Below are 24,975 nucleotides of genomic sequence, written 5' to 3'. Positions count from 1 at the left end.
GCGCGGGCGCGGAGTCAGCGACGCACCGGACGTCATGACCGAGGGCGGCCAGGGCGAGCGGCATGGCCGCCGCCGCGATGACAAGTGTGTGACGGCTGCTGCAAAGCACTGACGGCGGGCGGGATGGATCTCCGTTCTTGCCCGTGCGGGCGCACATCGCTGAGGCGCACCCCGAGCTCACCAGGCTGTGTGGGGGCGCCTCATGCTCCGATGCGCAACTCGGCTGCATCGCCGACGCATTCGGCCGCGGCCGAATGTCAACGGCGTTCGAGACAAGCACGGCGTTCGGTTCAGGCACGTAGGTGCCCTCAGCCCGGCGGGTGGGAGCCCGGGGTGTGGCCGAAGGTGCGACGGAAGACGTCGATGAAGGCGCTGGTGGACGACCAGCCGCACTGGTGCGCCACCGCGGTCACCGGCGTCCGCTCGGCCAGTAGGACCAGTGCGTGGTGGAGACGAAGCTGTGTGCGCCACTGCGGGAAGGTCATGCCGAGGTCACTGCGGAAGAGCCGGGACAGGGTGCGGTCGCTCGCCCCGACCTGGCGGCCGAGTTCGGCGAGCGTGCGGCCGTCGCCCGGGTTGGCTTGCAGGAGGTCGCACAGGGTGCGCAGCAGGGGGGCGGTGGGAGTGGGCAGGTGCAGCGGCTGCTGGGCGGACGCTCGCAGCTGGTCGAGGAGCACCGCGCGAAGGCGGGCCCGTTCGGGACTGTCGTCGTCCCCCGTGCGTGTGTAAGCGATGATCAGTTCGCGCAGCAGTGGGCTGACGGCCAGCACCGTCGGTGCGCTGAGGCCGAGCGGGTTCTCGGTGGCGGGCAGCCCCACCAGATGCAGATCGAGTTCGCCGTAGGCCCGGTGCGCGTGCACGGTGCCGGCGGGCACCCAGATGGCGCGCGTGCCCGGGGCGACCCAGGACCCCTCGCTGGTCGTGACGGCCAGCACCCCGCGGCCTGCGTAGATGATCTGGTGCTCGTTGTGCCGGTGGGCATCGACCGAGCCGCCGGACGCCAGCCGCTGGGTGCGGGTCGGGGCCACGGGATCGTGGCGGATTTCCGTCATCACATGGCAGTTTATCGGAAGCGCGACAGGACGCCTAGCCCGGAACATGGCGGGATGCGACGGAACACCTCGATCCTTCTGCTGTCCATGGGCCATGCCTGTGTCGACGTTTACCAAGGAGCCGTGGCGGCCCTGGTGCCGTTCTTCATCGCTGAGCGTGCCTACTCCTTGGCGGTCGCCTCGGGCATCGTGCTGGCCGCGTCGCTGCTGTCCTCGGTGGCCCAGCCGGTGCTCGGGGCCCTCACCGACCGCTGGGCCATGCCCTGGCTGCTGCCGGCCAGCACGCTGCTCGGCGGTGGCGGCGTCGCGCTGAGCGGCCTGAGCGGTTCTTACACGCTCACCCTCGTGTTCGTCGCGATGTCGGGGATCGGCGTGGCCGCCTACCACCCCGAGTCAGCGCGCGTCGCCCGCATCGCCGGCCGGGGCAGCCACCGGGCCATGGGCTGGTTCTCCACGGGAGGCAATGTCGGCTTCGCGCTGGCCCCGCTCATGGTCGCCGCCGTGGTGGCCACCGGAGGGCTGCGCTGGACGCCGCTGCTGGTGGTGCCGGCCCTCGCCGGTGCCGCGATGTGCCTGCCCGTGGTGCGCGCCCTGCAGCACAGTCAGGCCGCCGGATCCCGTACGACGCCGCCGGCCGGGTGCGACGACCCCGCCTCCTTCGTGAGGCTGTCATTGGCCGTGGTCTTCCGGTCGATCGCGTTCATCGGCTTGAGCACGTTCCTCTCGCTGTACGTCCGGCAGCGTCTGGGCGGCAGCACGGCCGCGGGCACCGCGGCTCTGTCCGTGCTCTACCTCGGCGGTGCGATCGGCTCGGTGCTCGGCGGGTCGCTGGCCAACCGGTGGGACCGGGTGACGGTCTCGCGCTGGTCGTACCTGATCACGGCCGCGGCCATCGCGGGCGTGGTGTGGGTGCCCGGCCCGGCCATCCACCTGTTCGTGGCACTGACCTCGGTCGGCCTGTATGTGCCCTTCTCGCTGCAGGTCACGCTCGGCCAGGATTACCTGCCCTCCCGTGTCGGCACCGCCAGCGGGATCACGCTAGGCCTGACCGTCAGCATCGGCGGCCTGGCCAGCCCCGCCATCGGCAGCCTCGCCGACGCCACGTCCCTGCAAACCGCCCTGGCGCCTCTCGTACTGATGCCCGTGCTCAGCTGGCTGCTCTTCCGGACCCTGCCCGAACCGAGCCTGCCGCAGCCGCAGCCGCAGCCGCAGCCGCAGCCGCAGCCGCAGCCGCAGCCGCAGCCGCAGCCGCAGCCGCAGTCTCAGTTCGCGGCGACTGCGAAGGAGGACGACACCGATGCCGCCCTCAGTCCCATCCACGCCGATCCCCGATGACCAGTCGCTACGACGAGGCGTCATGCGGTCGCGGCGGTGAGTCCGCAGGCCCTGGGTGCTCAGAATTGCTGCCCGCGCTCGAATAGGAGAAGGTCCTCAGGTTCCCGGCGGCCTGCTCGGGTGGGTTCGCACCAGGGAGTTCACGAAGATCTTCCTGTACTTCGACGTGGAGTGCGATGCCGGTTCGGCTGTGTGGAGAGCGGGGTGGTGTCAGGTGGTGGGGCTGCCCGCGACCCACTCGCTCCACGCCATGTTCCAGTCGCTGAGGCCGTTGTCCGAGGCCAACCTGGTCTTGTCCGCCGAGTTCTTGACGATCACGACGTCCCCGATCATCGAGTGGTTGAAGAACCACGCAGCGGGCTGGCTGTCGTCGCCGCCGCCCCTGACATCCTTCAGGCCTACGCAGCCGTGGCTGGTGTTGACCTTGCCGAAGACCGAGTCGGTACCCCAGTAGTTGCCGTGGATGAAGGTTCCCGAGTCGGTCAGGCGCATGGCGTGCGGTACGGCCTTGATGTCGTACGAGGGCTTGCCGTCCTTCTTCGTGAGGCCGACGCTCGCACCGTTCATGTGGATCCGCCTGAACTTCTCGGAGATCACCATCTGACCGTTGTACGTCGGGTGTTGGCGGCTGCCTGACGAGATCGGGATGGTTTTGATCGTCTTGCCGTCCCGGACGATGGTCATCTGCTTCGTCTTCGCGTCCACGGTGCTGATCTGGCTCCGGCCGATCGTGAAAGTGACCGTCTTCTGGATGCCGTCGCGGCTGAGCGTGACGGTGACAGTGGAGCCGGGCTTCCAGTAGTGCTCGGGGCGGAAGTCCAGGCGGTGGTCGTTGAGCCAGTGACCGACGACCTGCTGGCCGCTGCTGGAGCTGACCTGGATCTCCGACTCCACGGCGGCCTTGTCGCTGATCGCCGAATTGAAGTTGACCGACACCGGCATGCCCACGCCGACGGTCGACCCGTCGGCGGGGGAGAGGTGCCCGATGAAGTCGTTGGCCGGGGAGACGGTGGTGATCGTGGCGTTACCGGTGGTGGAGCGGCCCTTGGCGTCCTCGGCCTCTGCGGCGATCTGGTACTTGGTGGCACGCTCCAGCGGGCCGTTTGGCTTCCAGGAGGTGCGGTCCGCGGACAGAGTGCCCGGGATCTCGGTACCGGTCGCGACGGCGGTCATGGTCACCCGGGTGAGCGTGCCGTTGCTGACGGTGACGCCGACCGGCCCGTCGACCTCGACGCTGTGGGAGCCTTCCCCCGGCGTGATCTCTATTCGGGCGTCGGAGGGTTCCTGGGTGCCCGCCCGGCTTGCCTGCGCCTGCGATGTCGGGTGGTTCCCGGCACCGTTGCCGCTGGTGGCAGCGTTGCTCGTACCACCGAGGGCCGTGACTGCGAGTACGCCCCCGAGTACGCCAGCCGTAGCCACCAGCCCGGTGCGCCGTCTGTAGAGCGTGATCAAGTGCCTCTCCATGTCACTGGTCTTTGCGTCTCTGTGCTGATCGCGGAAGGTGCGCAATCGGCCTTGAATCTACTTATAGACATGCCCTTGTTCATAAATGGGTAAATTGTGGCGAAGGCCACGCATCGTCGAACGCGTCGCCGAGGCCGCGATTCTGGACCCTGCCCTGGGGAGCCGATGCGTTCCGCCCAACGAAGGGATCCGGGCAGGGATCCGAGGGGTGGCTCACCCGCGCTGTGCTGGGCCTTGTTCCGCTGGTGTCGCGTCAAGGAGTGCGAGGTCGCAGCCGACGCCGGTCAGGTCAGCGGCGGTCACTCCGCGGCCCTGCGCGAGCCCGATCGGCAGGTCTTCGCAGGCGGTGCGATCAGACCCATCCCGCTGGGATCGCGCCTCCGCGATGTCGATCGACTTCCGGGAGCAGGGATCCAGGCGATCCGTTCGGGTCGTCCGTCATCATCTCGGGGCGGTAGCGCTTGTGCGGGGCGTGGAAACGCTGCTGGACCGCTTGCCGGGCCACTCACTCCCAGGGCGGTGCCGATGCCCGTCCATGAGGAGCCGTGGGCATTCGGCAGTGCTCGACGCAGTCCCCGTCCAAGTCGTCTGTCAGGGACTGTAGTTGGCCTGAGAGTTGCGGCAACGGTCAGCAGGGCGAGCCCGCCTGGCTGCTCAAGGCCGTTGGGGTGATGTGCGGAGTCGTTTCTCCGGTCGACTTCCGCGAAAGGATCGTCCAGGTCTGGAAGAGTCATGAGGCCAGTACGCCTTGACAGTTCCGACCGGAGACCGCCCGGACGTCACGGGGACGGCACAGCCCGCTTTCACGCAAGCCCTCCCGTTTTCCTGCGCCGCGTCATCCCGCCGGACGGAACACGCTGCCCCCAAGTCTGCCCGTACAGCCCTGGTGTACGTGCCGTGCGGACGGAAGCGTGGCGGGGACTGTGCACGGCCGATGGCGAGGGAGAGCAGCGATGCGGGCGCGGGAGCAGGACACGCAGGCTCAGGGCCCGCAGCAGGGACGGGACCGGCGTCCGGCGGCCGCCCGGTCGGCCGCCGCGCACACCGCCGCGGCCTCGGGCCGTACCGGCGGGCTGTCACCGGCTGCCCTCGCCGTCCTCCAGCGCACGGTGGGCAATCAGGCGCTGGCCCAACTCGTCGCCGACGAACGGCATGAACACGGTCCGGGCTGCGGACACGCGGACGGCACGGCCGTCCAACGCGCCCCCGAGGTCGACACGGTGCTGCGCAGCGGGGGCCGTCCGCTGGACGCGCCGCTCAGGCAGGAGATGGAGGCCCGGCTCGACGCCGACTTCGGCGACGTACGTGTGCACGACGACAGCGCCGCCCGCCGGTCGGCCGCCCAGCTCGGGGCCCGCGCCTACACCTCCGGCAGCCACGTGGTCATCGGCGAGGGCGGGGGCGACAAGCACACCCTGGCCCATGAGCTGACCCATGTGATCCAGCAGCGAAGCGGCCCGGTCGCGGGCACCGACACCGGCGACGGACTGCGGGTCAGCGACCCCGGCGACTCCTTCGAACGGGCCGCCGAGGCCAACGCCGTCCGGGTGATGTCGGGGCCCGCCCCCGTGCAGCGGAGCGCCGACGCCGGAGTGGGAGCGGCGCACGCTTCCGAACACGGGCGGACGGGCGAGGGTTCCGGCCGGCGCCGGCAGGTCCAGCGCGTCGCTTACAACACGAACGCCGCTCCGCAGAGCTCGTTCATGTACCCGGTCGTGGACTCCTCGGGCCGCACGACGTCCATCGAGATGATCAGCGACGGCTCGCTGACCGGCTCGCCGCCGGCCGCCGACCCCACCGGCTACACCTACATCCGCCAGCTCGGGCTTACGAACTTCTGGATCCGTTTCCATCTCATCAACATGCAGGCGGGCGGCCCCGGCACGCAGAACAACCTGGTGCCCGCGTCCAAGCGCGACAACAGCCGGTACGAGGCCAGCGTCGAGAGCATGCTGAAGAGGGAACTGAACACCGTGGCAGCCGCGAACGCCGCCCTGGCGGCGAACGCTGCGCGCCACTACGTCTACTTCGGCGTCGACGTGAACTACGGGGCGGCCGACCCCCAGACCACGCAGTACCAGCAGTCGTTCGCCCCGTACTTCGTCCGGTCTCTCACGATCAACTTCAAGCGGTACGACCCCACGGCCGGGGGCTGGCAGGTCCTGGCCGCCGCGGCCCCGTTCGTCTTCACGGACCCTCAGCCGACCTACTTCGGCCAGGCGCTGACCGCGGCCACCATGACTCTCCAGGATCTGATTCAGGTCACCGCGAACCGCGGGTGGAACGCGGACGACGTCGTCTTCCTCCAGTCGATCGGCGCGGGTGGCGCGCGCAACGGGGAGTTCCGGGCCCTGGTGGACCAGGCGGGTGCGCTGGGGGCCACGGAGTCCGTGATCCACACGTTCTCGCAGATGCCGTTCCGGCCGACCCGGCCGGGCGGCCGCGGCCAGCAGCGCGGTGCCGTAACGTTCGCCGAGCGCATCAACAGCGATGCGCAGCTGGCCACCCTGGCCACCCTGATCGCCACCGGCAGAATCACCACCTGACGGGCGGCCGCCCGCACAGGAAGGGCGGCGGCACTCACGAGGAAGGGAGCCTTCGTTGGCGAGTCTGTGGCGGGTGCGTGTCACACGCGTGAGCGACGACACCGTCGAGCTGACCCTGTCGGCGATCCACCCCGACGCCGGGGAACCGTCCGCGTCCGCCGCATTCGCGATGCGGCTGCTGGCCGACACCGACCCCGAACGGCTGGACCGCGAAGCCGGTCCGGGAGCGTACTGGGACCCGGTCGCCCTCGCCGCGTACGCGGACCGGGTGATCGCGCAGGTCTCCGTGACCGACCGGCGCCGTATGCCCTTCGACGAGGGCGCGGCTCGGCGGGCCGTCGAGGCCGAACTGCGTGCAAGCGGCGTCGACCCGGCCGACGCCACCGCCTGGCAGGCCGCGTTCATGGATGCCTGGGCCGCACTGTGGCAGGACCCCGACCGGGTTCCGTACGCGGTGCTGGAGATCCGCCTGGCCGACCCGTCCTGGCTGTCGGGGACCACCCCGGGTCGGGAGTGGGACACGGCAGCGTACGGCTGAGAGGCGCCCCGCCCTCGGGAGTGATCCCGAGGGCGGGACTGACTGTCATAGGACGTCCGTGGCCTGACAGCTTCACGCGGGCCGACTCTTGATGCAGCCAAGGTCGATGTCCCTCTCATGAGAACGATCTGACCCTCTGTCATCAGCCCGTGCGCCCTGGGGCGCTCTCAACCGAGGTCGCGCCGGCGGGGCTGCGGGACGGCAGCGTGGACGCAGGCTCCGGCAGCCACCGGGGGCTCCTCGCCTCGGGCAATGAGCGCAGGTCGGGTGCTCGATTGCCATCTGAGATTCAACGAAATCCGTAGATATATTGCTGCCCGGCGGTTGATACGGTTGGTGCACAGGAAGGGTGCCGACGGAATCGATTGCTTCGGTGAGATTCGTCGTCGGAAGTCCTCGACCATGCCGACCGAAGGATTGATACCCATGACGGAGCAGACATCCGCCCCTGCCCTGTCCGACACCCCCCGCACCCGTCACCGCCGCCTGCGCGAGCAAGGCAGTGTCGACCGTGCGGATCTGGACGCCGTCCTGGCTGCGGGTTTCGTGTGTCACCTCGGCGTGGTGGTGGACGGCAGCCCCATGGTCGTACCGACCGTCTACGGGGTCGACGGGAACACCCTGTATCTGCACGGCTCGGTCGCCAGCCGGAGCATGGTGGCCTCGCCTCAGGATGCCGTCTGTGTGACGGTCACTCATGTCGACGGCCTGGTGCTGGCCAGGTCGGTGTTCGAACACGGTGTCAACTACCGCAGCGCGATGATCTACGGCGTACCGCGTGCGGTGACCGATCCCCAGGAGAAGCTCACTGGCCTACGAGTGCTGACCGAGCACATCGCGCCCGGCCAGTGGGACTACGCGAGGCAGCCCAGCCGCAAAGAGCTGGCTGCCACGACCCTCCTCGCGCTGTCGCTGGAAGAGGCCTCGGTGAAGCTTCGTTCCGGGCCCCCGGAGGACGGGGACGGGCCCGATGCCGCACTCGGCCTGTGGGCAGGTGTGGTGCCGCTGCGTTCGGCTTGGGGTGCTCCGGAGCCTGACCCTGCCCTGGCCGACGGCATACCTGTTCCCGCACATTTGGCTGCTTTGGCACGGGAGAGGGGCTGTGACCGGGACGTCCAGGGGTGAGGGCCGGACAGGCCGGTGGCACTGGCCGGACACCGATCCGGTGGAAGAACAGTCGTCGGCCGGCACACGGCCTGAACCCCCAGGAACGAGCCCACGCAGGACCGGGACGGCTCCGGGCGGGCCTGGTCTGTCGGGTCGCGGACAGCGGACGGCGGGTTGGGTTGGGTTGGGTTGGTGGGCTTGTGGAGCCGGGCTCCGGATGAGTGTGGTCTGTCGGCTGAACGGCTACACCGGCACCAGTTCCCGCGAGGGGCGTCCCGGTCCGAATGACCGGCCGGCCATCTCTTGTGGCAGGACGGACAAAGCCGCCTCGGCGCTTGCAGAACGCCCTGAGTCGGACTGGACGTCTTGGGCCCCGACCTGAGCGAAGAGGAACTTGCCCTCGTGCACGGCCACCACATCGGTCCTGGTCACGGGGGCCGTGCTGCTGCGGCGGGCCTCGACCTCGATGCGGCGTGCAAGTCCGGCGCCGAGGACTGCGTCGAGCTCCGAGGCCGTCAGGTGGGACAGGGACGCGGCCCAGCGGTGCTTGAGCACGTCGCTCTCCTTCTGGGAGAGCGGTGAAGTGAATGAGAGCGGACGGCCGTCCGCGCAGGACACGAGGGCGACGGTGTTGTTGAGCCACGACACCAGCACCTCGGCGGAGCCGGCTTCGGTGAGCCAGCGGGATCGTTCGCCGCGGAGCCCACTGATCAGTTCATTGAGGAGCCAACTGCGCGAGCGCGCCGAGCGGCTGTACTCGTGTGCCGCGCACCCTACTGGGCAAGCGGGGCCCGTGGCGCGGTCCCAGGCATGCTGCCACTGTTCCATGCGCCGCTGAGGGATGCCGCAGCCGCGTAGGAACGCTGCGCACTGTCGCCAGTCGGCTGGCTGGCTGCGCCGGTGGACGATCCGCCAAGCGGTACTGATGGGCAGTACGGCGGCGCCGTTCACCGAGTTGGTGCCGGCTCGCTGCTGAAGAGTGCGCAGGGGGGGCGCGCCGGCGCGCTCATAGGCGGCTGCGAGCGCCGCCGTCAGGTCGGCGTGGCTGCGGATGTTGTCGACCGAGGGCGCTCGAAGCACGGAGAGGACGCCGCGTTCCTCGGCGCGGGCCCGCCGCCACAGCCTGAGCAGCCTGACTTCGGCGTCGAAACCGGCACGGCAGGCGCGGACGTAGGCGGTGACGGTGGCTTCCTTGGGTACCGGAACGCAGCGGGCAGCCCGTTTTAGGGTGGCCGCCGACACCGTGAAGCTCTCGCCGAACTCGGCCGTACGAGCGGCCAGTTCGGTGAAAGTGAGGCCGGAGGCCAGGCGCAGGCTGGTCAGACGATCTGCCAGCCGGGCGCGGTGCGGGCCGAGCCGGTCAGGGACAGGAGTGGTTGCACGCATCGCACACCGCCCGTCTACTTGGCGTCTGCGGCTGCGCGCAGGGCGGCGGCGAGGGCGCCGAGCAGGAGCCGTCCGCCGCCGGCCGCCGTGATGGTGGCTGCGCCGATCGCGCCGCACCCGGCGAGCAGAAGCAGCACATCGCGCAGTGGCATGCCAGTCAGGGCAAGCACGGCGCCAAGCAGCGGGAAGACAGTGATCCCGAGTACCTGTGCGCTGTTGAGCGGGGTACGCCCGGGGCGCGCGCTTGCGGCAGCGGGAGCGGGAACGGACACGGGCGGGGACGGATCGTTTTCTGACATGGCGGGGACCTCCCTGGGGGGCCGGCGGGCTGCCGCCCCGGGGAAGGACGACGACCTGCAGGAAATGAGTGACTGGCCGCAAAACCGCTGAAACGGACGTCAGTTGACGCTGACTTCCGCTGTCGGTGCAGAGCAGCATGCCACGCCGACGACGCCCGTACCCGCCCGTGAGAGTGGTCGTCCCTGCACGTCCTCGGTGTTGGCTCAGCAGCGTTCCAACACGACCTGTACAGACGCTTCTCGTGCCCGGGGACTCAAGCTGCCCTGCTCGCCGGCTCTCTTGCCGAGGCCGTGTGTGCGGCCGGCGGTGAGAAGAGCTCTGTTCGGCTCACCCGTGTTCATCTTCGTCTTGCCCAAGGGCTGAAGACGGGGGATGCTTCACGCTCCCTTGGATCCGTCCTCGGGATCCCTGAGGTGCTACTGGCCGCAAACCGCAGCAAGACAGGGAAGAATCCCTGGTAGTTCATGTTGACGCATGTCCTGCCCAGGTCTGCGTGGCCGCCCCCCGGACGCACGGAGGACGGCCACGCAGACGCAGACGCATCTCCCGGGCAGTTGCCCTGCCGCGACGTGGGTTCGTGTTCGTGCCGCTGTCGTGGTGCGGTCTCTACGTCCTGGGTTTCGGCCTGAAGTGCGGTGAGGTCCGCTTCCAAGTGCCGTCGGCGGCACACATCCGCGGCCGGTTGTCGGTGCCCCTTCCCACCAGCCGAAGCGCTCGATCAGGTCCATGGCGTTCCGGTGCGGCACTTGAACGAGATCGCGTCGCTCACGTCGATCAACGATCAGATGGTCGGAAAGAAAGACCTGGGCATGCACCCGGCCGTCCGCAGCAGCCGGATCGCCGCGACACGCTGGTGGCGTGGACGGTCCTGGGCCATGAGCCGGCGCAGCAGTTCGAGCGGTACACGCTCGGCGTACGGCAGCAGAGCCGCGGTGGCTTGCCGGACCACTGCCGCCGACGGGTCGTCAAGAAGGGGGCGCACGTCGTCGACGCGCACCGCCTCCAGCGCTCGCAGTCCCGCCACCGCGCAGGCGCGCACCCGGGGGGCCGGGTGCGCGAGCAGCGTCCGCACCACGTCGGCGTCCTCGCGCACCCCGCACTCGCCGAGGCCCACCGCGGCGGCGGGCCGGGCTGCGGGGTCGGCGCACAGCGCGCGGTACAGCGGGGCCGGGTCGGTGCCGCCTTGCCGCAGCACCCAGCGGGCGCACGCCCGCACCACGACGGAGCGGTCGGTGAGGTATGGCTCGGCGTCGGCGTGCCGCCCGGCCCGACGCAGCGCGGTCACCCCGGCCGACCTGACCCGGGACTGGCGAGATGCGAGCAGGGGTACCACGACCTCGGTGAACTCATCGAGGGTGCCCTTGCCGAGGGTGGCCACGGCCGCGTCGGCGCACAATTCCTGCACGACGACGTCGCGGTGGCGGGCGGCGCTCTGAGCCAGCCGCGCCGCGGGCAGCAGCCGCCGCTCGACGGCGACGCGGTGCGCGAGGCGGGCTGTCGCCGGGTCGCCGCTGTCGAGCAGTGCCTCGGCTTGCGCGGCCGGCCCGGCGCGCAGCGCTCCGGTGAGCAGCTCCTTGGCGAAGCCACCACGGGAGCGGCGGCCGACCCGCAGGATCAGCGTGGCGTGCGCGGTCAGCCGGTGCGCGGGCGCCTCGGTCAGGAGCGCACGAGCTCGTTCGCGTACCGGCTCCACCCAGTCCGCGCAGCGGATGACAACCAGCGCAAGCAGCGCGGGCCGCCCCTCGCTGTGGCTCAGCGCGGCCTCGCGGATCCGGCCGTCCCGGTGGCACAGGGCGAGAGCGAGTTCGGCGTCACCGGGCGCGTGGGGCCAAGTCACGGTGGGCATCGACGCATCCGGACCCCAGTCCATTCGCCGCCCGGACGGCGAGGCGTTGGAGTGGAACAACTCCGGCCGCTGCCAGGCCAATTCGCGCACCTTGACATCAAGATCGATCCAGGTGTCCGGGTCCCTCACGTCGAGCGACTGGTCCAGGGCGACTCCGGCAGTCAGTCGCCTGACTGCCTCATACGATGCGTCCTCGCTGGTCAGCATGGGCGAAGCCTAGACACTGCCCAGCAGATCTCGTGGCGTGGGGTGCAGGACAGCGGCAGGTGCGCCGACTGGCCCCCGCCTTCGCAGGGACGGTCATGAGAGGAGAATCAGTGGCATGACCATGGTGAAGGACGTTGATGCCCGCGGTATGCAGCACTGCGAGACGACGGCGCTGGGTGTGCTGCTGCGCCATGAGGGACTCGACCTGTCCGAGCCCATGCTGTTCGGGCTTGGATCGGGGCTGTCCTTCATCTACTGGGACAGCAAGAGCATGGGCTTTCCCTTCCTGGGAGGCCGGGTCAAACCGTTCGAGCTCACCAGGAACCTGACTGCCGTACTCGGACTTCAGCTGCTGGTCGGGGAGACCACCTCCCCGCGCAAGGCATGGCAGAACGTGGCAGCACCCATCGACGCCGGCCGGCCGGTCGGCCTTCAGCTCGACAGTTACCACTTGGACTACTTCAGCACCAAGGTGCACTTCGGCGGGCACGTCGTGGCCATGTACGGCTACGACGAACAGGACGCCTACGTGGTGGACACCAGCCCGCAGGGCGGAGCCGTCTCGACCAGCCTCGCCGGCCTGGCCAGGGCCAGAGCCGAGCGCGGCCCCATGGCCGCCAAGCACCGCTCCTTCACCATCACAGCGCCCAGCAACCTGACGCCACCGCAGGACCGGATCATCCCCGCGATCAGGACCTGCGCCAACGCCTTCCTGAACCCGCCCATCGCGAACCTGGGCCACCGGGGCATCGCAAAGACCGCCGACCAAGTGCCGAAGTGGCTGCAGCGCAGCGGCAATCCGCAGGAGGACCTGCCACGGGCCGCCGTCCTCATGGAGAGGGCCGGCACCGGCGGCGCCCTGTTCCGCAATCTCTACCGGGACTTCCTCGCCGAGTGCGCCGTGTTGATCGACAGCAGTCACCTGCGCACCGGCCACAGCCTGTATGCGGAGGCTGCCGCCCTCTGGACGCAGGTGGCCGCGCTGATCGCGACAGCAGGCGAGTCCGGCGATGCGAGCAACCTCGTGCAGGCAGGCTCCATCCTCCACGAGCTCTCGCGCATCGAACGCGACGCGATGCAGGCACTCAGCATGCTCTAGGGGGCCTCGCCGGCGGCTCCTGTGCGACGCCAGAGCCGGATCGAGGCAATGGGGACGATGCCGGACCATGAACCGCCCCGGCTGGGCTGGCTTGGGTCGTCAGCAGGTGACAGCGCATCATCTATGCCTGAAACAGCATGGATCAGAGGGCAACGGCGGCGGACCGCGGCCGGGGCCGGTTATCGGGCCCCGCGACGGCGGTCCGCCGCCGTTGTCTGTTTCTGGTGGGTCAGAACCAGTCGGTGCAGACGACCGTGTCGCTGTCTCCGGGGCTGCCGCAGGCCCGCATCACCACGTTGTGGTCGTTCCACTCGGTGGTGAACACGTCCGAGCCGCTGGTGATCCTGGTGAAGCCGAGCTGGTCCCAGGACTGCCCGCCGGTGAGGCTGCGGTCGACCCACACCTCGTCGCCGGATGTTCCGCCGGTGATCCGTCCCCAGGCGCACTCGGTGGTGTCGCTGTAGCGCAGTTCGATCAGCCGACCCGCGATCGACACCGAGCGAGGCGAGCGGGCGTCCGCGCCGTTCGGGGCTCCACCGTCGGTGCAGCCCGCCGCGGCGGTGCCACCGCCCAGCGCGCCGCCGGCGCAGTCCGGAACCCCCGGCAGCACGGCAGGGCCCTTGAGGTAGATGTTGGTGATCCAGCCGCCGTAGTCGGGCAGGTAGGCCCAGACCGTGTTGACCAGGCCCTCCGCGTTGACGGCGTCACCGTGCTGCTGGCAGGAGACACGCACTGACGTCTCGCCGCCGATCGTCTGCCGGACGGCGGCGGTGAGCGTGGGCTGTGAGCGCACGTTCACCCCGTCGCCCCAGGTGGTGAAGCGCCCGTCGGCGCCGGTCCCGGTGACCGGGCCCCCGCTCAGGCAGTCGGGCACTCCCGGCAGAGCGGCGGGCCCTCGCACGTAGATGTTGGTGATCCAGGCGTCGTACCCGGGCAGGTACGACCACAGGTCGTTGGTGATCCCCTCGGCCGTGATCGACTCGCCGCGCGTCTGGCAGGAGATCTTCACCTGTGTGGGGCCAGGGAACGTGTGCTGCAGTGTTGATCCGCGGCGCGGCTCGTTCCCCACCCGGACCCACTCACCCCACGTACTGAAAAGCTGGCCGGGAAGGCCGGAGTTGTCCGGCGAGGCCGAGTCCGAGCCCTCGCTCGGCCTGATCGCCCCGACGAAGATACTGCTGGCGTGTGAGCTGAAGTCGGCGACCTGGAGGGGGTGCTGGGACTCCGCCGCCTCCACGATCTTTCCGTTGCCGAGGTAGATCGCGGTGTGCGTGGTGCTCATCCACACAAGCAACCGGCTGGACTTCCAGAACAGCACGTCGCCGGGCTTGAGATGGGCCGTGCCGTCACTGCCCCCGAAGCGGACCGGCCAGTAGCGGTCGAAGACATCGGACGTCGTTCCGGGCCCGAGGACGTCCCGCCCCGTGGCCACCGACCACGCCCAGCGGGTCAGCCCCGAGCAGTCGAAGCCGACGACATTGCCGTCGTTCCATGCCTCGTCACCGCCGCCGACCGGGGTACCGTGCGTCTTGCCGGGCACGGGGCCGTGGCCGCCTCCCCACGAGTACATGGTGCCGGCCGCGACCTCGTCGCAGGCCGCCTTCACGGCGAGGGCCCCCTGGACGCTGGTCTCCTCGTACGCCCTGCAGTCGCCCGCGGCGTGCGCCGGCGCCGCCGGCAGGACGGCCAGACCGAGAGCGAGCAGCGCGGAAGCCAGCAGGGACCGAAGCAGCCCCGACCAGGTGGGCCCCGCGCGCAGGTGTCCGTTCATCGATTCCCCCTCCGGCGGGAGACCCGCCGCGGTACACGCGGAGCCGCTCCGCTCCGCAGATCACCGAGAGGCTAGCCGATTACCGGGACATGCCAACCACGGGCTGCGGGCGCGGCGTTCAGCTCGTGGTGCCGCAGGCATGCGCCGGGCATGGCGGGCGGCGGGCTGGGGCGGGGGTCCGTTCCGATACGGCCTGCGAGGCCGCCGCCGGTCCACGTGGGACGGGCGGCGGCCTCGGAGGATGCGGTCACACGGCGGTTCACCGCTTCGGTGCCCCGCCGCCGGGACAGGTCAGTCCACGTACCACTTGCCGCACTTGGTGGTGCCGTCGATCTCGGCACAGGCGCGTGCGGCGTAGTTGGAATTGAAGACCGACTGTGTGCGGCTGCCGGTGTAGGGGCCGCACATCTTCCAGCCCTCGCTCTTCGCCTGCTGGTCGCTGACGATGCCCTTGAAGTCGGGGAACGAGCGGTAGCTGCGGTCGACCCACAGCCGGTCGCCGGCCCTGCGGCCGGACTTGATCTCCGCTCGGCTGTAGCGGTCGAGCGCCGACTCGTTCTGCAGCTCGACGCGGCGGCCGTGGAAGTCGAAGGAGGCTCCGGACTCGACGGCCCTGAAGCGGCCGATGACGGCAATGCCGTCGCAGTCGTCCTCGGTGGCCGAGGCCACCGACGCGGGGACGAAGACAATGGCGCCGCTGCTGATCAGCACAGCAGAGGCCGCGACCACACGGCCCATACGGGGCTTCTTCACATGGGTTCCTTTTTTGGGTGACTGTGCGGGTGGGGCGCCGACGCCGAGCCGGACAGGCCGAGACCCGCTGTGTGAAGCACATCGTCATCTCGGCCCCGCTCAGTGGCGTTCCGCGCTGCCCAGCGAACAGTGCCCCACGGATCTTGTGGAAACCTTGCGAGCCAGCCGTGACCTGAGCATTCGCCCAGCAGTCGCGCCTCGGTCGGCATCCCGCGGAGCAACCGACCCGGACGCCTTCGGCGAACGCGTCCGACACGAGGCCCCCTTGGCGCGCCCGCCCCGTCCCCCGAGGTGGGCGTTGAGTGGCAGCACGTTTTTCGCCTCGCCTCCGCAGGCGAAGCCGAGGAAGGCTGGCGACTTAGCAGACCGACCCGGCGCCCGCGAGTGCGCTTGTTCCTGCAGGTAATCAGCTGTGCCGATGAAGTGGCGCGTTCGTAGACTCACGTCATGACGGACGATGCCTCCGATGCCCCGCTCACTCGAGAGTCGTTCCGGCGCCTCCATCCGATCAACGTGCCGAGGCCGGTGTCCCAGTTGCCCGATCGCGTCTGGGTGGGCGAGGACTGGGACCGCATCCGGCGCGGATACCGGGCGAGGGACATGGACGAGAAGTGGAACGTCTTCGTCGAGGACGATGTCGTCTTCATGCACCGGAGTTGGACCGGTCGCGGCGTGTACGAAGTGTCTTTCGCTCCCGCGGCCGGTGGTGGGATGAGGATCGCCTCCGCGGTGGTGGAGGCCGACAAGGAGCGCTATCGGAGCACGGGCGACGAGTACGACCGCCTGATGATGGAGCTGGTCATCAGCGCGATCGTCCTCGGCGAGCCGGCCGCCGACCTGCGGGCCCGCACTTGTGGAGCTGACTGCTCGGGCTGCGGGAAGGAGTGACCTTCCCTCGGGTGTGGTGGAGCACAGCGCCCTGGGATTGCGTTCTTGACCCGTGGCCCCTCTTTGAGAACTCTCGGGTGAGTAACTGGATCACTGGCTGCGAGCGCCAGGATCGCGCCGCGTGCGCGGTCAGCCGCTGCTCGAGCTGTTGGGCGCCCACTCGGTGTCCATGCGGCGCAGCACGGTGCTGCGGCTTGTCGAAGCGTTGCGTGATGTCCAAGCTCAGGCTTCGCGGCTCGTCGGCGCGGTGAGTGCGCGACTTGAACGGGGGAGTCACCGTGAACCTGTCCTGGCGGGCGTCGACGTCAGGCGTCCGGCAGGTCCCTGCTGCCGGGGGAGAGGCATCCGGTCCGGCTGCCTCTCCTTCGGGCAGCGCGGTCGCCCCAGCCGGTGCGGGACTTACCGTTTCGCCCACGCTCGAGCCGGGGCTGACGGCCGGCTGACCTGGGACGCCAGGCCGAGCCGGCCGTCGGGTGCCTGCCGGCCTCAGCTCGGACGGCTTTGGTCAAGAGTTAAATCCCTTATGCATCCCGTTCAGGAAAGATGCCGGGCCGTTCCATGTGCCCTGCCCTAGTGTGGCGCCATGAGCGATCACTCCGAAGCACCTGTCATGCCGGTTGCCGCCTTTGAACCCCCTTACTACGTGGCGGTCTTCACTGCGGTGAGAACCCAGGAGCAGGGCGGCTACAGCGAGACCGCGGCACGCATGGAGGACCTGGTGAAGGACGTCCCAGGGTTCCTGGGCATGGATCAGGCACACACTCCTGGTGGACTGTCCATCACCGTTGGGTACTTCCGCGACGCCGACGCCCTCACGCAGTGGCGGTCCGACGCCGAGCACCGCGCGGCGCAGAAGCGCGGGCAAGCCGAGTGGTACAGAGCTACACGCTGCACGTGGCGAAAGTGGAGCGGAGCCACGGGTTCATACGGGCGTAGCTCCGCAGAGCCGGGCGCGGGTGGCCTCCGGGGCGGCGGCCGCCGCGTTCTCCCGCCGGAAGATCACCCCCGCCGCGCTGCACGCTGGACACCGGATCTCCGGCGTCGCGGAAGGGGCGAAGCCGGGCCACGCCAGCTGCATCGCCGACCGGCGGTGGGGCGAACCGGCGAGCCCCGGCCCGTCTCTGTGCTACCCGGTCCTGGGCTACCCGGTCTGTGGTACCCGGCCCGTGCTACCCGGCCTTTGTCCTGCGCCAGTCCACTTCCTCTGCGGTCATGGACGAGTGGATGCTGTACACGTCGCCGACGCGCAGGTTGTCCGGGGTGCTGTACTCGCCGTACGTGCCTATGACGCGGACGGCCACCCGGGATCCGGGTTGCCAGAAGGTACGGAAGTACGGTGCGTTCGCCGGGATTTCGGGGACTTCCACCAGGGGGACGCCGCGTCGCGCCAGCAGACGTTGGAGCTTGTCGAACCGCAGCCGAGGAGTGAATCGCCCGTACCGGGCACGAAGCGTGTCGTTGACGAGGGTGCGATCCCGGTGCGCGAGCCGGTGCACCTGCAGGGTGAAGTGGTGGCCGGACCAAGGGTGGCCCGGGGAGGTGCGCTCCCAGTAGAACTCGGCGAGGCCGTAGTCGCGGCACATGCTGCGGTCGCCGGAGGCGACCTGGGCGAAGTCCGTCCCAAGAACCTCGTCGACGTCGTCGGGAGAATGCGTGGGACCCACGCCGATGACGGTGCCGGCGGTGACGACGTCCACGTAGAACGCCAGGGAATGCGGAGTCAAAGGGGGATCCTCATGCGATGTGATCCGACGTGATGTGGGAGCGTCCCGACCGGGGGAGTGCAGCCGCCCCGTGCCTTGCTTGCGGAAGACCGCCGGGGCCGGCCCCGCGAAGACTTCACTTCACCCGGGCTGATTCACCCCCCAGACTGCCAGAACCACCTCTGGCTTGTCGCGCCCAATTTGCTCACCGAGCCGTCTGCCCCGGCTTGTCTGAGCCGGCGGCCCCCGTCGACAACAAGACCATGAAGGTCAGCAAGTGGACGGATCCGACCGCGCACTGCGGCTCCACACCGAGACGGAGTCGGGCTCTTTCTTTTTTCCTCAACCTCTAGTCAAATAGCGTCACTTGAAACACGCACGCGTCGTGCGTTGCGGATGTCCCCGACCAGGACCCTCTTTCCGCAGCCCCCGTCACGGGAAGGAACCCCCACAAGTGACCGACATGCCATGGGAAGTTCAGGGCAGCGACGACCGGGGACGCTCCTGCCGAGGTGGGGTACGACCCGATGGATCACGCCGAGCACGTCGCGACCTGACAGGCCCGCTGACCCGACATGGGAAGCGCAGCGCGAGGAGGCCGTGAAGCAGGCCGTATCCGGCGACGCCACGGTCAGGAGCCGTGAGGGATCGCAGGCCGTAGCGCTGAGGCGCGTGAAGGGCACGAGCGATTACGCCGAGCTCGGCCCTGAGACGACCGGCAGGACCGCACGATGAACAACACGGCGGCCTGACGGGCGGCGTGTGGAAGGGGTCGTCGACGGTCTGAACGCCGGGCGTCCGGCTTCACTGACCGCTCGCTCCTCTTCTCGGACACTCCGCTTCTCGGACCTCCGGCCCGAGAAGCCCATGGTGGCAGTCCGGTTGGACAGCTCTGAGGGCGCGGACGCGCGAGTGAAAGACGGCTGGTCCCTCCGCAACAGGCAACTGTACGACCGCCGACCGGGCAGGCCGCCCGTCCAAAACCTCCTGGGCATCGCCCCGGCACGACACACGACAACGGCGACCGCCGCCACGCCCCATGACGCGGCACCGCCGACGGGGCCGACCGGCTCACACCTCCTGGGACGGTGCAGCCGACCCCGGGGGGCCCTGCGAGAGATCGTCACGTCAAAGGAGACGTACATGCCCAGCTCTCCCCTGAAGCGTCGCGCTTTCATTCTTCTCGGTGCCACGGTCGCCGCGGCAGCCGGCGCTCGAACACCGTTGGCCGCCGCGGCGACCTCCCCCTCGGCGCCCACCGGCGCGCCGGCGCCGGTCCGGATCGTCGACGACAAGGCAACCCCCGCGACCCGCGCGCTGTTCGCGTACCTGAAGCGGCAGCAGGGCAACGGCATCCTGTTCGGTCACCAGCACGACCTCACCTACGGCTTCACCTTCTCCACTCCCGACGGCAAGGCGTCCGACACCAGGGCAGCGGTGGGCGACTACCCCGCCGTCTTCGGCTGGGACACCCTCATCCTCGACGGCGACGAACGCCCCGGCGTCCAGGGCGGATCCGAAGCCGAGAACATCGCCGCACTCAGCCGGTGCATCCGGCAAGGGGACGCACGCGGCGGTATCAACACCCTCACGGCCCACATGCCGAACTTCGTCACCGGCAAGAACTTCTACGACACAACGGGCCATGTGGTCGGCCGGATCCTTCCCGGAGGCGCGAAGCACGCGGACTTCAAAGCGTTCCTCGACCGCATCGCGAAGGCGGTCAAGGGCGCGCGCCGCCCGGACGGCACCGCGATCCCGGTCATCTTCCGCCCCTTCCACGAGAACAACGGGGGCTGGTTCTGGTGGGGCGCGGGCCACACCACGTCGGGCGAGTTCATCGAGCTGTTCCGCTACACCGTCGAATACCTGCGTGACACCAGGGGCGTCCACAACCTGCTCTACGCCTACTCGCCCAACTCGAGTTTCGCAGGCGACCTGACCGGCTACCTGAAGACCTACCCGGGCGACCGTTTCGTCGACATCCTCGGCTATGACTCCTACGACGAAGCCGCCGGACCGGGGGCGTGGCTGGACGGTCTGGTACGGGACCTCGCGATGGTGGTCCGGCTGGCGAACGAGCGAGGCAAGGTGCCGGCCTTCACCGAGTTCGGGGAGAGCGGCACCGAGGTCCGCAACCCGCAGTGGTTCACACAGCTGTTGCAGGCCGTCAAGGCGGACCCGCTGGCCCGTCGGATGACCTACATGCTCACCTGGGCCAACTTCGGAGGCGCCAAGCGCGCCTATGTGCCGTACCCGGGCCACGTCCTGCTGCCGGACTTTGCCGCATTCCACCAGGATCCCCACACCCTGTTCGCCGCCGATCTCTGGGGGGTGTTCTCCGCCCGCACCACCGCGGTCAGGAACGTTCCGCTCATGCATCTCGTGACGCCCACGGACCGACAGCGCGTGCCATCCTCCAAGATCCGCGTCCGGGTGCGTGTCACGCGGGCGAGGGCGAGCCGGGTCGAGTACTGCGTGAACGGCGGACGCGCCAGAGCGCTACGCCTCGACGCCGACGGCTTCTACTCGGGCGACTGGTCGATCGACCCCGCCTTGCGGAACAACCGCTCTGACCCTCACGGTGAGCGCGCGGGTGCACGGCGAGACGCTCACCGACTCGGCCGTGATCCTCCTCGGCGAGGCGGCTGCGCTGCCTGCCGGCTGGGTCGACGACTTCGAGGGATACGCCGGCGACGACGCCGCCCTGAGCGAGACGTACACCCATATCAACTCCCACACCGTCACCCTGTCGCCCGACCACAAGTCCTCGGGCTCCTATGGACTGGCCTACGCGTACGACTTCACCGGCTCCGAGTACACCGGCATGGGCAAGCCGCTCGTCGCGGACTGGTCCGCTTTCACGTCCCTGGCACTGTGGCTGCAGGGCGACGGTTCCGAAAACGGCGGCGCGTTCGAGATCGTCGCTGACGGCGTCCCATTCCAGTACCGGTTTCCGCTGGCCGGAACAGACGGCCAGGAGATCAGAACGCCCTTCAGTGAGTTCGTGCCCGTTACCGGGGACGACGCACACGCCGGAGCCGGGCTCGACCCGGCTCGTCTGGCCAAGGTGACGGCGTTGAATCTGTATCTCGGCCATTCAAACGGCGCGGCGACCAAGGGCGTCGTGTACATGGACAACATCAGGGCCGAATGACACGCCCGCCCGGGTTGCCGCCGCCGAACCCGCACGCGCCGGATCCACGCTCGGGTGGCTCTTTCGGACCCCCCGGGGGGACCCGAGCGGCGGAGTCCTCGTCGACGGTCTCGGATGCCTTCACCGACTCGATCACGGCGTCCGGCGGTCGTACTGTCGAATCCGTCACCGAGGAGGACTTCTGATGCGCAGCGTGACCTATTCGATGAACGTCTCACTTGACGGCTACATCGTCGGGCCGGACGGCGGTCTCGACTGGGCGCCGCCCGACGAGGACGTCTTTCGCTCCTGGATCGACGAGATTCGAGATGTCGGAGTTCACCTGCTGGGACGACGACTGTACGAGACGATGCTGTACTGGGAGACCGCCGACCAGGATCCGTCACTCGACGACTCCAAACTCGAGTGGGCCGCGCTCTGGAAGCCGCTTCCGAAGGTGGTGTTCTCCACCACGCTGTCGTCGGTACGGGGCCATGCCCGCCTGGCCTCCGGCGGCCTGGCGGAGGAGATCGAGCGGTTGCGAGCCGCGCCGGGGGAGGGGGACATCGCGATCGGCGGCGCGACCCTCGCCGCCGAGGCGGCCGCGTCGGGTCTGATCGACGAGTACCGGGTCCGTGTCTACCCGGTGCTGCTCGGCGGCGGCATCCCGTTCTTCCCCCAGCAGGGACGCCAGGTGGATCTCGAACTGATCGAGACCCGCACCTTCGGCTCGGGGGTCGTCCGCCTCCGCTACCGCGTGGCACGCTGACCATCCGTGCACCTGCTCACCGACGACGTCTTCAACGCCCTCGCCCGCGCCCCCGTCGTCGTCCGGGACAACGTGCACAGGCCCGTCCACCGGGCGGGCCGCCGCGCGCGACATGACGAGACGGCGGCCTCCGTGGAAGGTGGCCTCGTGGCCACCGCGAAGCCGGGACTACCAGTGCCCGCGGTAATCCGCTTGAACGAGTGTCCGGTGGGCATGCAGGCTGGGGCGGTGATTCCCGAGCTGGCCCCTGGCTATCTGAGCTGGGACGAGGCGGATCCTGACCGCCATCCCTTCGACGATGTGTCTGTGTCGCAGGTGGTGCGCTCACTCGGGCCGGCCCGCCGAGTGCCACGCCGCCCCGACGTCCCTTTCGCCGACCCGGCGATGAGTGCCTGGAGCGGGGGCGAGGGCAGGCTCTGGGCCAACGCCATGTCGCATGCTCTCGTCCAACGCTACGGCCGCTGGACCGTGGGCTGGCGCTGGGCGCACGACGAGGGAGACTTCGACGGAGGGCCGGTAGGAAACTGGTGCTGCCCGCGGGATTCGATCACCACCCCGGACGAGACTCTCGACCGTGTCGTCGCGGCGCTGTGCGAGTGGCGCGGGTGGCTGGAGACCCTGGCCGGATGGTTCGAGGCGTACCCGCTGGAGCTGGCGGCCGTCGAGGATCAGCGGATCCTGTGGGAGCGTGCCGCCCGGAACCTGATCCTGCAGGTGGTCGACCGCACCGGGTGCGGTAGCGGCTGGCACGGGCACTGCCGTCAAGTTCTCACCTGGTTCCTGAGCCGCTGGCACGTCGCACCCGACGTCGCGGAGGAACTGGTCGGCGAGGCGATCGGCGGGCGGTTCCTGAGCTGGACCGGCCCCGACACAGTGCTGGTCGACAACGTCGCGGAGCGGCTTGCGTGGTCGCTGCGGCCGGACGACGGTACACAGTCCGCCGAGCCCGTACCGGACCACCTGGAGCGCTGGCTCGCGGTGCGCGAGACCGTGCCCTGGCAGGAGGTCCTGGACGGCGGCGCGGAGGGGCCGGTGACCCCCTCGCGCGACGGCGCGGAGGAGGACATCCGCTTGTTCGACGGTGCCGTGGATCCCGACCGCGCGGAGGGACTGCTCGCTGCCCTGGAGCTGCTGCGGGTCGACGCGGCGCGCGGTGCCCGGCTCGATTTCGAACTGCTCCGCGGTTGGCAGCAGCACGTCCTTCACACACCGCAGCCACCGGCGTTCCGCAGTTCGCCCGCCTTCGCCAAGAGGGGCCGGGAACGCTACGGCATCGGCCCGAACACCCGCGCCAGCCTCGACGCCTGCCTCGCCGAGAGCACAACGGACGGCGGGCGGCCTCTGCCCCTTACGGCCCGCGCCGCACGCGCTTGTCTCGACGTCTGCTTCTTCCATCCCTTCGACGACGGAAACGCACGGTCCGCCTTCCTCACCCTCCTCTTCGTCCTCGCCCGCGAGGGCGTCGCGCTCAGCGGGGTGGACCTGTTCCGTCGCGTCACCTTCCAAGCCGGCAACCCCCAGGACGCGCTGACGCTCGCCCGGTACATCGACGTCCACCTTGCGGAGACCCGACGCAGCGCCGCCTCGCTCGGCTCGTGATGAACAGTCGTTGGATCTCGTTGCAGGTGAGCGGTATCAGCTCGTCGGGTGAGGGATGACGGGCGTGTTCGTTCGCGCGGACGACGGCGAGGAAGGCGTGCGCAAGCATGGACCAGGGTGACCCAGCGGGGCCAGGACGGGTAGCGCCGGACCTGGTGCTCGTCCGAGGCCGCCAAGCCCTTGCCGGACTGGAAAAACTCCCCGACCCGCCACCTTGATCCAGCGACGCGTACCAGGGTGGTCAGCGGCACTGCGGCCGGCGAGTAGCAGCGGTAGTAGGCGAGTTCGCCGGTGCTGCGGTTGCGGCGGATCAGCAACTGCTGGCTCCCGGGCCGGGGGTCGGTGAGGTCGGTGACGGCCCAGTCGTAGAAGCGGTGGCCCTTGGCTCCGACCCCTGCGGACAGCTTCTGCCAGGCCCACTTGGGCACCTTCCTGACCAGCGTGTCCGCGCGGAACTTCCCGGTGCCTGTGGTGACTTCGTGCGAGCAGGCCACCGCTAGGACGTAGCCGGTGGCGCGCGGACCTGGCCGGCGTCCCACTTGGCCCGCCCGAGCAGGTGCTGCATGCCGTCCGGGGTCCTGTCCCCGGCCCACTCGGCGATGGTCCAGCAGTTCTTGCGCGGCAGGTCCGGCAGCAGGCCAAGTACCAACTTCCGGGCCCGGCACCGGGATTCGACCCGCGTGAACCGTCCCGCTTCCGGCTCATCAGGCCCTCGAACGCCTCCTGCCAGTGGGCAGGGTCTACGCTGTGACCTGCGGCCACCGCGGGATCTTCAGTCTTCACACACCAATGATCAACGGTGTCCGCAACCGTCTCCACAGCGCGTCAGGCTCCCGCAGCGTCTGTCTGCCGTCCTGTGTCTGGAGGACTTGTGCAACGTGGCGAAGTCTGGTGGGTCCAGTTCGACGAGCGGAGGTTGGTCGTACTGCTTTCGGGAGACGACGCGTCCGGGATCCGGGTGATGCAGGTCGTCGCTCCGGCGGGCGTCGACATCAGCGGTCTGGGCATCGAAGTGATGGTGGGCGCCGGTGAAGGAGTGCCGTTCGAAGGCGTGCTGCGGCTCGCGTTCCCGCGTCCAGGCTTCACCCCTTGCACGTGGCTGACCACTGTGTCACGGGACGACCTGATAGAGCGGGCGGCCGTCCTGTCCTCGGCGAAGCTCAGCGAGATTGACGATGCCCTCCGACTCGCTGAACAAGCGCAGGAGCAGACCCCGGCGACGACCGCGAAGCTCAGCGAGATAAGGGACGCCCTCCGTCTCGGTGAACTCGGGTAGAGGGAGAAGGAGCCGGCGGCTTGGGCGGTCTCGGCCAGATGGTCGACGCTGTCCGACTGTCGCCTCGGCGCCCCTCACCATCGAGATCACGATCTACGGCTGGATTACTAGTACTCCAGCAGCGGTTCGCTATCTGGCCTGGTCAGAGGCATCGTCGGGAGTGTAGTGGGCTGATGGCATGTCAGGGGCGGTCTTGCCGG

The 24,975-nt window shown here is 69.4% G+C and carries 18 protein-coding genes and 3 pseudogenes; 12 read left to right on the top strand and 9 right to left on the bottom strand.

All coding sequences use genetic code 11. The features are described 5' to 3' along the window. Positions 1-308: 308 nt before the first annotated feature. Positions 309-1,052: an AraC family transcriptional regulator gene (locus ACZ7DE_RS32940; protein ID WP_470767630.1), complete on the bottom strand. Its 744-nt coding sequence runs from the start codon at positions 1,050-1,052 to the stop codon at positions 309-311. A gap of 54 nt (positions 1,053-1,106) precedes the next feature. Between ACZ7DE_RS32940 and ACZ7DE_RS32935 the strand changes: the two genes are divergently transcribed. After that, complete coding sequence (locus ACZ7DE_RS32935; protein ID WP_470767628.1) at positions 1,107-2,387, top strand: MFS transporter; 1,281 nt, start codon at positions 1,107-1,109, stop codon at positions 2,385-2,387. 210 nt (positions 2,388-2,597) lie between these two features. On the opposite strand, the gene ACZ7DE_RS32930 is transcribed toward ACZ7DE_RS32935, so the two are convergent. After that, on the bottom strand, positions 2,598-3,851 hold the full coding sequence (locus ACZ7DE_RS32930; RefSeq protein WP_470767627.1) for a L,D-transpeptidase: 1,254 nt from the start codon (positions 3,849-3,851) through the stop codon (positions 2,598-2,600). A 953-nt stretch (positions 3,852-4,804) separates the two neighbouring features. On the opposite strand from ACZ7DE_RS32930, the gene ACZ7DE_RS32925 reads away from it, so the two are divergent. From ACZ7DE_RS32925 to ACZ7DE_RS32915, 3 genes are all read left to right on the top strand, one after another. Further along, positions 4,805-6,397 carry an eCIS core domain-containing protein gene (locus tag ACZ7DE_RS32925; RefSeq protein ID WP_470767625.1) on the top strand — a complete coding sequence of 531 codons (1,593 nt, stop codon included), beginning with the start codon at positions 4,805-4,807 and terminating at the stop codon, positions 6,395-6,397. A gap of 88 nt (positions 6,398-6,485) precedes the next feature. After that, entirely contained in the window at positions 6,486-6,935 is a 450-nt protein-coding gene (locus tag ACZ7DE_RS32920) for a hypothetical protein (protein WP_470767623.1), read from the top strand. A gap of 426 nt (positions 6,936-7,361) precedes the next feature. Next, positions 7,362-8,060 carry a pyridoxamine 5'-phosphate oxidase family protein gene (locus tag ACZ7DE_RS32915; protein WP_470767621.1) on the top strand — a complete coding sequence of 233 codons (699 nt, stop codon included), beginning with the start codon at positions 7,362-7,364 and terminating at the stop codon, positions 8,058-8,060. 225 nt (positions 8,061-8,285) lie between these two features. Here ACZ7DE_RS32915 and ACZ7DE_RS32910 read toward each other — a convergent pair whose 3' ends face one another. The 3 genes from ACZ7DE_RS32910 to ACZ7DE_RS32900 all read right to left on the bottom strand — a co-directional run bounded on the left by ACZ7DE_RS32910 (position 8,286) and on the right by ACZ7DE_RS32900 (position 11,781). Beyond that, positions 8,286-9,428, bottom strand: a complete 1,143-nt coding sequence (locus tag ACZ7DE_RS32910) for a hypothetical protein (RefSeq protein WP_470767619.1) — start codon at positions 9,426-9,428, stop codon at positions 8,286-8,288. Positions 9,429-9,442: 14 nt separating this feature from the next. Then, positions 9,443-9,580: a hypothetical protein gene (locus tag ACZ7DE_RS32905; protein WP_470767618.1), complete on the bottom strand. Its 138-nt coding sequence runs from the start codon at positions 9,578-9,580 to the stop codon at positions 9,443-9,445. 929 nt (positions 9,581-10,509) lie between these two features. After that, positions 10,510-11,781 (bottom strand): hypothetical protein, encoded by a 1,272-nt coding sequence (locus tag ACZ7DE_RS32900; RefSeq protein WP_470767616.1) that lies wholly within the window; start codon positions 11,779-11,781, stop codon positions 10,510-10,512. Positions 11,782-11,896: 115 nt separating this feature from the next. On the opposite strand from ACZ7DE_RS32900, the gene ACZ7DE_RS32895 reads away from it, so the two are divergent. Then, on the top strand, positions 11,897-12,880 hold the full coding sequence (locus tag ACZ7DE_RS32895; RefSeq protein WP_470767614.1) for a BtrH N-terminal domain-containing protein: 984 nt from the start codon (positions 11,897-11,899) through the stop codon (positions 12,878-12,880). Positions 12,881-13,109: 229 nt separating this feature from the next. Here the strand turns inward: ACZ7DE_RS32895 and ACZ7DE_RS32890 are convergent, their stop codons facing one another. Both ACZ7DE_RS32890 and ACZ7DE_RS32885 read right to left on the bottom strand, forming a co-directional pair. Beyond that, positions 13,110-14,651 (bottom strand): NlpC/P60 family protein, encoded by a 1,542-nt coding sequence (locus ACZ7DE_RS32890; RefSeq protein ID WP_470767612.1) that lies wholly within the window; start codon positions 14,649-14,651, stop codon positions 13,110-13,112. 291 nt (positions 14,652-14,942) lie between these two features. Next, positions 14,943-15,404: a hypothetical protein gene (locus ACZ7DE_RS32885; RefSeq protein WP_470767611.1), complete on the bottom strand. Its 462-nt coding sequence runs from the start codon at positions 15,402-15,404 to the stop codon at positions 14,943-14,945. 447 nt (positions 15,405-15,851) lie between these two features. Between ACZ7DE_RS32885 and ACZ7DE_RS32880 the strand changes: the two genes are divergently transcribed. Then, positions 15,852-16,292: a hypothetical protein gene (locus ACZ7DE_RS32880; protein WP_470767609.1), complete on the top strand. Its 441-nt coding sequence runs from the start codon at positions 15,852-15,854 to the stop codon at positions 16,290-16,292. A 583-nt stretch (positions 16,293-16,875) separates the two neighbouring features. Next, a pseudogene (locus tag ACZ7DE_RS32875) lies at positions 16,876-17,228 on the top strand (antibiotic biosynthesis monooxygenase family protein). A gap of 233 nt (positions 17,229-17,461) precedes the next feature. Here ACZ7DE_RS32875 and ACZ7DE_RS32870 read toward each other — a convergent pair. Beyond that, complete coding sequence (locus ACZ7DE_RS32870) at positions 17,462-18,016, bottom strand: hypothetical protein (protein ID WP_470767607.1); 555 nt, start codon at positions 18,014-18,016, stop codon at positions 17,462-17,464. Positions 18,017-18,862: 846 nt separating this feature from the next. On the opposite strand from ACZ7DE_RS32870, the pseudogene ACZ7DE_RS32865 reads away from it, so the two are divergent. From ACZ7DE_RS32865 to ACZ7DE_RS32850, 4 genes and pseudogenes are all read left to right on the top strand, one after another. After that, positions 18,863-20,038 (top strand): annotated as a pseudogene (locus ACZ7DE_RS32865) (glycosyl hydrolase); the annotation flags it as partial. Between the two features lie 541 nt (positions 20,039-20,579). Then, positions 20,580-21,152 (top strand): carbohydrate binding domain-containing protein, encoded by a 573-nt coding sequence (locus tag ACZ7DE_RS32860; protein ID WP_470767605.1) that lies wholly within the window; start codon positions 20,580-20,582, stop codon positions 21,150-21,152. 184 nt (positions 21,153-21,336) lie between these two features. Further along, positions 21,337-21,900 (top strand): dihydrofolate reductase family protein, encoded by a 564-nt coding sequence (locus ACZ7DE_RS32855; RefSeq protein WP_470767603.1) that lies wholly within the window; start codon positions 21,337-21,339, stop codon positions 21,898-21,900. Between the two features lie 6 nt (positions 21,901-21,906). Beyond that, entirely contained in the window at positions 21,907-23,499 is a 1,593-nt protein-coding gene (locus ACZ7DE_RS32850; RefSeq protein ID WP_470767601.1) for a Fic family protein, read from the top strand. Here the strand turns inward: ACZ7DE_RS32850 and ACZ7DE_RS32845 are convergent. Beyond that, positions 23,495-24,261: pseudogene (locus tag ACZ7DE_RS32845) on the bottom strand (IS701 family transposase); the annotation flags it as partial. The gene ACZ7DE_RS32850 and the pseudogene ACZ7DE_RS32845 sit on opposite strands and share 5 nt — an antisense overlap. A gap of 109 nt (positions 24,262-24,370) precedes the next feature. On the opposite strand from ACZ7DE_RS32845, the gene ACZ7DE_RS32840 reads away from it, so the two are divergent. Then, the gene (locus ACZ7DE_RS32840) at positions 24,371-24,775 is read left to right on the top strand and encodes a type II toxin-antitoxin system PemK/MazF family toxin (RefSeq protein ID WP_283968348.1); all 405 of its coding nucleotides are present in this window, start codon (positions 24,371-24,373) and stop codon (positions 24,773-24,775) included. Positions 24,776-24,975: the final 200 nt, after the last annotated feature.

The sequence above is a fragment of the Streptomyces sp. NPDC037083 genome, assembly GCF_055606485.1.
The sequence above is the reverse complement of the archived record's forward strand: the minus strand, read 5'-3'. Positions and strand labels throughout refer to the sequence as shown.